At 43.6% G+C, this 9523-nt stretch carries 12 protein-coding genes and 2 other RNA genes; 2 read left to right on the forward strand and 12 right to left on the reverse strand.

The annotated features are described in order from the left end of the window. A partial coding sequence (locus K245_RS0119540) for a transposase (protein ID WP_027359792.1) occupies positions 1-211 on the reverse strand: 211 nt, incomplete at its 3' end. Positions 212-751: 540 nt separating this feature from the next. On the opposite strand from K245_RS0119540, the gene K245_RS0119550 reads away from it, so the two are divergent. Together K245_RS0119550 and K245_RS0119555 are read left to right on the forward strand one after the other, a co-directional pair. Next, positions 752-2659, forward strand: coding sequence for an AAA family ATPase (locus K245_RS0119550; RefSeq protein ID WP_027360546.1), 1908 nt, complete (start codon positions 752-754; stop codon positions 2657-2659). An 80-nt stretch (positions 2660-2739) separates the two neighbouring features. Beyond that, positions 2740-3510 (forward strand): DUF2971 domain-containing protein, encoded by a 771-nt coding sequence (locus K245_RS0119555; protein ID WP_156906856.1) that lies wholly within the window; start codon positions 2740-2742, stop codon positions 3508-3510. 21 nt (positions 3511-3531) lie between these two features. Here K245_RS0119555 and K245_RS0119560 read toward each other — a convergent pair whose 3' ends face one another. The 11 genes from K245_RS0119560 to K245_RS0119600 all read right to left on the reverse strand — a co-directional run. After that, positions 3532-3915: a hypothetical protein gene (locus K245_RS0119560; protein ID WP_027360548.1), complete on the reverse strand. Its 384-nt coding sequence runs from the start codon at positions 3913-3915 to the stop codon at positions 3532-3534. Positions 3916-4078: 163 nt separating this feature from the next. Continuing rightward, positions 4079-4540: a gp16 family protein gene (locus K245_RS25575; RefSeq protein ID WP_198013942.1), complete on the reverse strand. Its 462-nt coding sequence runs from the start codon at positions 4538-4540 to the stop codon at positions 4079-4081. A 34-nt stretch (positions 4541-4574) separates the two neighbouring features. Continuing rightward, entirely contained in the window at positions 4575-4964 is a 390-nt protein-coding gene (locus K245_RS0119570) for a hypothetical protein (RefSeq protein WP_027360549.1), read from the reverse strand. Positions 4965-4970: 6 nt separating this feature from the next. Further along, an RNA gene (locus tag K245_RS27455) (hammerhead ribozyme type II) lies at positions 4971-5033 on the reverse strand. 49 nt (positions 5034-5082) lie between these two features. Next, positions 5083-5688 carry a DUF3164 family protein gene (locus tag K245_RS0119575; RefSeq protein ID WP_027360550.1) on the reverse strand — a complete coding sequence of 202 codons (606 nt, stop codon included), beginning with the start codon at positions 5686-5688 and terminating at the stop codon, positions 5083-5085. 52 nt (positions 5689-5740) lie between these two features. Beyond that, positions 5741-5800, reverse strand: an RNA gene (locus K245_RS27460) — hammerhead ribozyme type II. A gap of 44 nt (positions 5801-5844) precedes the next feature. Next, positions 5845-6051: a hypothetical protein gene (locus K245_RS0119580; RefSeq protein WP_027360551.1), complete on the reverse strand. Its 207-nt coding sequence runs from the start codon at positions 6049-6051 to the stop codon at positions 5845-5847. Further along, positions 6048-6359 (reverse strand): helix-turn-helix domain-containing protein, encoded by a 312-nt coding sequence (locus K245_RS0119585; protein WP_027360552.1) that lies wholly within the window; start codon positions 6357-6359, stop codon positions 6048-6050. Before K245_RS0119585 ends, K245_RS0119580 begins: the two co-directional genes overlap by 4 nt. Next, positions 6356-6931: a hypothetical protein gene (locus K245_RS0119590; protein ID WP_027360553.1), complete on the reverse strand. Its 576-nt coding sequence runs from the start codon at positions 6929-6931 to the stop codon at positions 6356-6358. Before K245_RS0119590 ends, K245_RS0119585 begins: the two co-directional genes overlap by 4 nt. Next, positions 6928-7665 (reverse strand): AAA family ATPase, encoded by a 738-nt coding sequence (locus K245_RS0119595; protein ID WP_027360554.1) that lies wholly within the window; start codon positions 7663-7665, stop codon positions 6928-6930. Before K245_RS0119595 ends, K245_RS0119590 begins: the two co-directional genes overlap by 4 nt. A gap of 73 nt (positions 7666-7738) precedes the next feature. After that, a partial coding sequence (locus K245_RS0119600; RefSeq protein ID WP_027360555.1) for a Mu transposase C-terminal domain-containing protein occupies positions 7739-9523 on the reverse strand: 1785 nt, incomplete at its 5' end.

Here is a 9523-nt window from a genome sequence, read left to right on the forward strand (position 1 = left end):
TTACCGACGCCTGATGGTGACACTTGTGGCATTGGTACAGATCTCTTGATTTGAGCTCGCAAAATTTCGAACCGCCGCAATTCGGACAACTAAAACCATGCGGCCATCTAAGTCTGAATAATGAGTCTTGGCACTTATCTTCGGTCCCATATTCGGACAGGAATTCGTGAATACTCTTTCCTTTTTGAAATTGGATCATATTTTTTGCCATGCTACACCTCCATCATATCTGGATAATCTTTCACATGCCTTAAGATAAGCATGGCGGAGTAAAAATGGTAATCAAATAAAACAATAACAAATAAAGATAAAGCCATTAATATGTGGTCGGTTCCAAATCTTTTTTCCATTCATTCCCCCCCCAAGAAATTAAAATACAATCCCAAAATTCTAAATCAAGAAAGTTATGATTTCGAGTTAGTTCTCATATGATTTTTGAAGTAAAAATGGAATAAATAATTCTCCATTTTGTATATTTTTTGTTAACTCACATATCATTTATTATCCTTCTGCCCATTTGCTGTTGGTTAATACCCATCAAACGCAGGAGTTATGGGGATATCCATGATAAGAATCCAAACAAGTGTAATTTAACTTAAATTTCATTTACATAACATCTGATAAGCATAGTCTCAATATAAATATCATGACGTCCCAATTTCAGGTTTTAATGTATAAGCATCTAATATAGACTGAAGAATCTAACAGAAGACTCTTTATATAATTTGTATGAAAAGCAGGAATAATTATAATGATTTCAAAGATATGGTATAATGAACTTCAAAAGGATTACACCACTAATGAAAAAAGTCCTGATGGCATTCCTTTTATCAATATAGGTAGATTAAATCTCTTTATAGGGGCTAATAATTCAGGGAAAAGCAGACTTTTAAGAATTTTGTTTGGCCGCAATGAAAATGAAGTGTCAACTGCGAATGCTGTTTTTTCGGAAAAGGTACTAAAAGGAATTGGGCCTTTGCTCAAAATGCTACCAAAAGATAAATTTATAACGGGTTTGAAAGGGGAAGAGTTGCATGCTATTGTTGATTGCAACATTAAAAAAACTAATGAAAGAAATCAGGCATATGGCAATTATTTAGATATAATTGAACAACGTAGTACTTTTTCAAATTCCGTATTTAAACTGGCAACAGATGAGGTTGATAAGTTTCAATTTTTAAATAAAGTTAACAATTTATCATCTAAAGGAATAGACATTGGCTTAAACATAGAGAAAAGCATAGGGGGAAACATTAGTCCGTTCAGTCTGCCCGCAAGGTACTATATTCCGATCTTAAGAGGAATGAGGCCTTTACATGATAGCAAAAACAAATTTATTGAGGCAGTAGATATTTTTAAAAACAGAACCATTAAAGATTACTTTAGTGATAATGGTAACAGTATATCCCATTCTGAAAATAATATCATCATAACAGGCTATCTTTTGTATAAGCTTCTCGCCGAACATCTTTTGGGAGAACCAGAGCAAAGAAGGCTTATAAAAGAATATGAAAAACTGATTGGGCAGGAATTTTTTGGCGGTGAAGAAGTTACTCTTATCCCTGAGATTAAAAGAGATACAGTTGCTGTTAAAATCGGCAATGAAAAGCAGTTCCCAATTTATGATTTAGGCGATGGCCTCCAGCAGATAATAATAATAACCTCAGCCGCTTTTTTGCATCCCGATCCATCCATGTTTTTTATAGAAGAGCCGGAGAACTGTCTGCATCCAGGATTTCTTCGCAAGCTTGCATTGTTTCTGCTGGAACATACAGAACACCAATATTTTATAGCGACACATTCCAACCATCTGCTCGACTTGGGAGATGACAGAGATGATGTTTTTATTCATAGGCTTTCAAAAACAGTCGACGAATCAGGTTCAAAATTTTCAATAAAAGAATGTTCCAAGGATAGAGAAATTCTTACTGATCTTGGAGTCAAAGCTTCTTCTGTCTATCTTGCTAATTGTACCATCTGGGTTGAGGGCATAACAGACAGACTGTATCTAAGATGTTTTATGAATAAATATATTGAATCTCTTGATCAAGAAAATTCCGAAACGAAAACACTCCAAGGTTATTTGGAAAATTATCATTATGCATTTATAGAGTACCAGGGCGGCAATCTTGTTCACTGGGATTTTGCAGATGATGATGTCGATGGAGGGGCAGATCGCGGTCTCTGTGCATTAAGAGCCTGTTCAGAAGCTTTTTTAATAGCAGATGGGGATATAAAAAACAAAGGAGATAGAGTAAAAAAACTGACAGAAGAGATGGGTGATAGATTCTGTTTGCTCAAAGGCAAAGAAACTGAAAATTTGCTGCCAGAAATAATTTTGAAAACAACAGCGACCGATATTTTTAATAAGATGACAAGAGACAGGATCGGTTTAGACATCAACGATATTGAATCTTTGACTGAAGGAATATATCAAAAATCTAATCAGGGCATAGGTTTCCATTTGGACAAAACTCTGGGCCTTGAAGGTGAAGGAGTACGAAGAATTTTTGCAGATGAAAGCGGAACAATTAATGGTAAAGTCGGATTTTGCAAAAAAGCTATCAAGGTAATGGAGGACGTTGAGTGGGAGCTTACAGAGCCATTAAAGGATCTTTGCGGAAAGATATTTGCCCACATAAAACGATGTAACCAATAATGATAAAATGACTTACCTAATACCAGTCATTTTATAAAATTCGCTATTCAGCTTTTACTTTGTAATAGGATAATTCAATTATGAGTTTGTTTCATTATACGGATGTCAATGGAATTATGGGTATTTTGAAAACTCAGGAGTTGTGGCTCACTGACATAAGATATCTAAATGACAGTGCAGAATACCTTCATGGAATTGAAATATTTAATAAACTTTTAGAAAGCGAATTTGAAAAGAATACTATAGGCAAAGATACCAAAAGTTTAATTCTGTCGGCAATTGAAGCATTAAATAATTCCATCTGCGTCTGCTCATTTAGCAAAAAAAAAGATTTACTCAGCCAATGGAGAGGGTATGGGAAATATGCAATTGAATTTGACGAAAAAGTAATAAGCGAAATTGATCCCATATTCTTCAGACTAAGTGATTGCATCTACAAAAAAGAAGATCAACACGATAAGGTAATGGAATTAATTAATCCTATTTTAAAATCAAATACCCCTAAAGGAGTTTTTATTTCTAATGCACTTAAACATTTTACTTTGATTGCATCCCTAAAGAATGAGGGTTTTGGGGAAGAAGATGAATCAAGAATTATAGGTTTTGCAGATGATGAAGAAAATAATTACTGCTTTCGTGAAAGAAACGGAATAATTATACCGTATTTGAAGATGAAATTTCCGGTAAGAGCAATAAAAAGAATATGGATTGGTCCTATGGAAAACCAAGCTCTTGCTTATAAGTCTATGGAAATGTATATAAAATCATTAAAAGAGGATAAAGAAAATGATTTCAGCAGAATATATCCATTGCTTGGAGTTGGACGATCCATAATAAGCTTCCGTGGTTAAAAAACACCTGATCAAATATATTTAAAACAACTCCAACTGCCTGAACTTCGGCTCAACCCTTTCAGCCTCTATTTCCTCCCGGCCATCGGCGCAGACCTGAACCGCGTATCGCCTTGAGCACCCGCATTCCAGGGCAATCTGATTAAAGCTCTTGTTCTGCTTGCTTAAATCAAGAATCTTTCGACGCTTGAGCCTGCGGTCGTGCCTGTCAAGCGTAGGCAGATCAAGAGATTCGCCCTGGTACAGATCAGACAGAAGCGTTGCCGTGTCGAGGCCCACAACCACGGCAATCGGATGATCCGCCTTGATCATCTTGGGGATGTAAATCCGGAGGCCTCCAAAATGGCGCAGGAAAGCCACAAATCTGGCTTTATCCATTATGCTTTCAAGGTCTTCTAATTTCATGGTTTTGCCTTTATAAAATCCCCCTGACCCCCTTTAAAAGGGGGAATTATTACTGATTCCTTGCCCCCCCTGTTTGAAAAAAGGGGGGATGTTTCATTTGTAGGGTGCGTGGCGTCCTTCCACGCACCATTTCAACCCGGTGCGTGCAAAAGCGGCACACACCCTACATTTGAATATTCTCTGTTTGCGCCTGAATTTCTTCAGCCTGTTTTTTAGCCAGCCTTTTTTTGTTGTATTCCAGCGCCGCCACAACCTCCCGCAGCTGCTGGCAATCGCACCATTCAAGCCTTTCCACACCGAACATTTTCTTTGCTATTCCGTGACCATATGCCCATTGCAATTTGCCATCAGCCAGGAGCGCGCCGATCTTGCCCATCAATGCAGTTTCAGGAGCCTGTCCTTTGACCACCTTTGGCTGATTCTTCCGCTTTTTGGTCTCAAAGCCTTTGGATTCAAGGTGAGTAATGATCTCGTTAAGCTTGGGAACGGTGGCGTCTTTGGAAGATTTTAAACCAAAGCTTGCCAGCATCTCCCGATATGTTTCGTCATCCATGCCAAGGGTCTTCTTTGCTATATGAATGGTCGCGAGCTTGGCTTTTCTGATTGTGTCGTTGTCGGTTTTCATTGAATCCCCCTGGCCCCCTTTAAAAGGGGGAATATTAAAACAGGCTCCGCTGCTTCTTTGCCTGCTCATCGGCAAGCACCTTGCCCATTCTTCTAATCAGAAGATCCGCCTTTTCTGGAGTCATTGCGTCCGGGGCTTCAATCTTCACCGCATTTTTAGCAAAAGACAGCAGGTAATTGTTGCTCCAGCCGAGCCTGTCGCGCAGGGATTTGATTTTTTCCCTCTGATCCGGCCAGATGGTTTCACGCTTCATCACAGGCAGATTCAAAAGCCTGTGTTCAAGCTCCCTGAATCCGATTTCATCCAGTTCCGTGAGCTTGTTTACGCCAAGCCCGGATGCAAGTTCATAAACCCGCTCCTGGCTGATTCCCCGCCGTGATGCGAGAGACCATATGCTGTTAAGGCTCTTTATTTTGTTTGCCATTTTATCCTCCGGCTGCTCGTCAGGCCCGATCAACCACGATCGGACTACCGCCAAAAGGCGGTTTCGCTTATTGTCGGGTTACGAGCAAAGGACGCTCTAACCCGACCTACACCGCTAATCACGCCGCCGAAATATCCAGACTAACCGGCTGCCATGCGTCTTCAATTCCGCCGCGTTCGTACACCCTGATGTAACTTTTGGTGTCAGCCACCTGAACGCTCTGACTTATGGCGTCCATCGCCCTGTGCCAGCGGTCGTCTTCAATTCTCAGGCGTCTCAGGCTTAAAACCTTTGTGGTCGAAATATTGCCTTCCTTGTCCACCTGAAACGCGTCATTGATAAGAACCTTGATTTCCGGCCTCGAATCCTGAGTCCACTCGTTCAGGCATTCGTCAATCAACTCTTTTGCGGCGTGCAGACGTTCATCAAAAGACAGGTTTTCAGAAATCGCTATCAGAACCTTTGATTTGCCATCAAAGCTCAGAAAGCTCAGATTTCCTTTTCTACCTCCGCGCTTTACTCCGAATTTTTCAGCGGAAAGCTCGCAGAACGCGCTTACATCGGCCATTGTCCTGCTTTTGAATGTCTTCAATACTGAATTTACATTCTTTGCTTCTTCGATGATTTCCCTGACCAGACTGTCACGCTCCAGGTCAATTTCGTCGATCAGATTGACAGGCACCAGCCTGCCTTTGTGGTCTTCCCTGTAATCCTGCATGTTCATATATCGTCCTCCTTAAAAATCCCCCTGGCCCCCTTTAAAAGGGGGAATAATGTCTCGGCTGCTCGTCAGATCCGGTTGCCACACCGGATGACCGCCGAAGGCGGTTTCGCTTTATTGTCGGGTTACGAGCAAAGGACGCTCTAACCCGACCTACATTTATCCCTGATATTCCAGCCCCAGCTCCGCCATTCCGCGTTTGACATTTTTCAGGCTCGTCACCGCCCTTATCTTTAAGGAATGCCTCGTCTCCTCATCATCAGCCCTGACAAGGGCAAACAGATCCATGACCACTGTGTTCAGATTTTCGTGAATTCCGTTGATCCGTTTTTTTCTTTCTTTTTCCGCTATTTTAAAAAGCTTCATTTTGTCTCCTTGCAGCTCTTGCAAGCTTTAAAAAGTCTAACTCTCAATGGATTGGTTGCCGAAAATGGTTGTCTTTTGTTTTCGGCGCATTCGGCAAGGTCAATCTCTCCAAGCACCGGGCAGTTTACCTTAAGGCCTCCGAAGACCTCTTTAACCTTTGATAAAACCGAGTTTAAATTCCCGTTATACTTGTCGTTAATCACCAGGCTCACCGTCGCCTTCGAATATCCAAGCCTTTTGGCAACTTCTGCCTGACCAAGATCGGTGGCTTTCTGTGTAAGCAGGCCAATTGCATCGACTTCATTCATGATCGGCCCTCCTGATACATGACCTTTTTAAGATTCGGATCGTATACCTGCCTTACTTTTTTGATCATCGGAGCTTTCGGGCCTGTGTACATGGATTGTATCAATCTGTATCTGGACATTCCGCCTGTATGTTTTGCGGCCTGGACAAGCTGAAGATATCCGGCCTTGTGAAGATGAAAAACATATGATCTGGCATCTTCGGAGTCTACTGGGCTTTCCTCAAGCGACGCGGCCATGGCCAGCTCGTCAGCATCAAATATTTTCAGGATTCGCATGGTGCGCCACATCTGGTCTCTTTTTGATCCCTGTGTGATTGAGCTGCCGTCCCTTCTTACCCTCGGAGCTTCGCGGCCTATATCTTTTACAAGTTCGAAAACGTGGGGCGATTTGTCTGTGGCCGTCTTTTTTATGTAACCAGCGGTTTCAAATCCGCTGAGATACCACCGAACACTGCTCAGATCTTCAAGGCTTGTGGCGTTCAGGATACTGACACTTGTGAATGTCCGCTGCTCCCTGATGGCGTTCCATACGCTTTGCCGTGTATCAGCAGAGATTCTTTCTGAAGGAGTCATATGATCCTCCTTGCCGGAGCCTCACCTGTGTAAAGCTGGCGGTCTCCCCATTCCTTGAGGCCAATTTCCGAAAGCCCGGTTCCCATTGCCTCGTCTTCTATTCTTGAAAGATTCACGCAGATTCGTCTGACAGATCCTTTCGCGGCCTTTGTAACGGTTTCGAGCAGATCATCCTTAACCTTGACCTTGCGGCAGTAGAATGAAGCCAGGAGCTTTGTGTCCTGCATGTCTGCTGGCTGGGTGTATGCCCATTCAAGAATTCTTCCGTGAAAGCGCTCCCATTTTTTCAGTTTCTGGGGCATCATTTCCTCGCCGATCAGAAGAATAGGAGCCTTGCTGCCTTCATAGATATCCCTGACGATTTCAACAGCCGACCTGTTAACGATATGATCCATTTCGTCTATGATGAGCGGCCTGCCTGAAAGAGCCAGTTGTTCTGATATCTGCTCTGTAAGTTTGTAAATAGGCCCTGCTGCGGGAATGCCCATCTGGAGCATGATTGCTTCAAGAAGCGCTCTTTTTGTCCAGCTGGATTTGCATTCGACATAATAGGCCCTGTATTTGTTGGCCGCGTATGACGCGGCCATGCTTTTGCCCATGCCGCTCGGCCCTGAAAAAGAAACCATTCTCGGCAGATGATCAGGGCTGTTCATGGCCCGTTCAAGCGCCTTCATGCACAGGGCCACGTTCCTGAGCGGAGCAGTGGTCTTGACTTGACTCATTTCCTGTGTCACATTGTCCTCCAAATTGGTTGGTTAGTTGTATTTTTAAGGCCCGGTTGTGTTGCTGCACTCCGGGCCTTGCTTTTTATAATCCGCTGGCCATGATCTTTTCGGCATCCTCATCCATCATCCGGCACGCTCTGTAATCCGCTGTTGACGGGTAATATTCGTGGAATCTTGTGAGCCTTTCTGAAAATTTTTCTCCTGCACTGATCGCTGAATCCAGATGCTTCCAGAACTCCCATTTTTCGAACATATCATCAGGAATTTCCTCAGACTGAATCGAAGTTTCAAGTTTTGGCAGGGCTTGATCTGATGCCATATCTGTCTGAAGCTGCGCCCTCATGTCTTCAATTTCAGGTGAAGATTCTGGGGAAGGAAGCGCATCATTTGCTCTCAAGCCTGTTTCGGCCTGGATTTCATCCACCTTTTTCAAGGCTGTTTTCATTCTGCCGATTCCACGCTTTTCAAGTGCCTGCTCGTGCATTGAAACAGGGAAGAAGGCCTTTTTGTTCCGGTTCCATTCAGGAATCGCGATCAGTCTTTCATCATGGTCATAGACCCAGACCTTTGAAGGATCGTGGACGTCATATTCAACAATCACCTGCATTCCGTGGTAATGCTCAAGGCGTTTGTCGAAGTAGATATTGCTGCCGACATTGATTTCTGCCCTGTTGGTTTTCCGCTCGATCCGTGGACGTTTCAGGGAGATATATTCCTCTTCGGAAATCATGTCCGGACGCCAGCCCTGGTCAAGATACTGCTGCCATCTTTCAGCCGGAGTCATGTGGCGTTTTCTGCCAGACTCAGAATCCGTGATCTTCGGAAGCGTTGAATGATGATGGTAATAATTGTACCAGGTCTGAAATTGAGCCATGAAATCAAGAAAATCAGCCCAAGCTATGGTGATGTCGCTCTTGCCTTTTTCCCGGACATCCTTGTCCATGGCCAGATAAACCGAGCGTTCAACATCCTTACTCATACCCTTGCCGCGAAAGGTTTCAAGCAGCCTTGCCCAGTTGATTACATTCTTGTTAAAGGATTCGATTCCGCCGCGTCCCTGGGGATTTCCGGGTCTGCCTGTTTTGTGAAGAACACCGAGGCGCTCGAAAAGGCCTGTCATATCACTGGTCATTTCCTTGCCTTCGTTACCGGCTCCGTTGTCTGTGTAAAGAATCGCTGGAATGCCGCCGTAGGGCTTCTTGTCGTTAAGCGTGACCATGTGCCTTACGCAATCGCCCACTGTCTGGGCAGACTCCGCAAGACCCACGCTCCACCCGATGACCATCTTGGTGACGTTGTCCACCGCAAGGCAGATTTCTGGAATAAAAGGTCTGCCGTGAAAAGGATGCCGAACCTTTGCCTTAAAGCTGTGGCCGTCCATCTGCACGATATCCATGGGCATGAAGCCGTCATTGCTTCTGCGTACAAAGCCTTTCTGGGATCTGAGTTCCTTTGGAGACTTGCGGCCACGTTCAATGTCCAGTCTGCTGAAATTTTTCACAAACCTTCGAGCCTGATCATAAGAAGGGATGTTGTCGCAGCCTGTGTAAGCCATAAGCTCCAGAACGAAATTGATCGCTGGCTTTGAAGGCTTTCTGTAAAGAGTAAGAAATTCCGCTGCCCATGCTGGAATGGCCACTTCCTTGTTTGGGGATTCAGGCACAATGCCCATGTATCCGTATTTGGCGTAATCCGAGGCCCAGCGTTTGAGGGTGCGTTCTGACAGGCCTCTTTCGCCATTGCTGCCGGATCTGTTATTGGCTGAAGCGATAATTTCTGAGAGATAAGCCGGAAGCGTTCCTTGTGTCTGCATGACAAGCAGATCAATAATTCCCTGGCGCTGACTTTTTGGGTGATTCTGGAGAAA

It is taken from the genome of Desulforegula conservatrix Mb1Pa (assembly GCF_000426225.1).
GTDB lineage: Bacteria > Desulfobacterota > Desulfobacteria > Desulfobacterales > Desulforegulaceae > Desulforegula > Desulforegula conservatrix.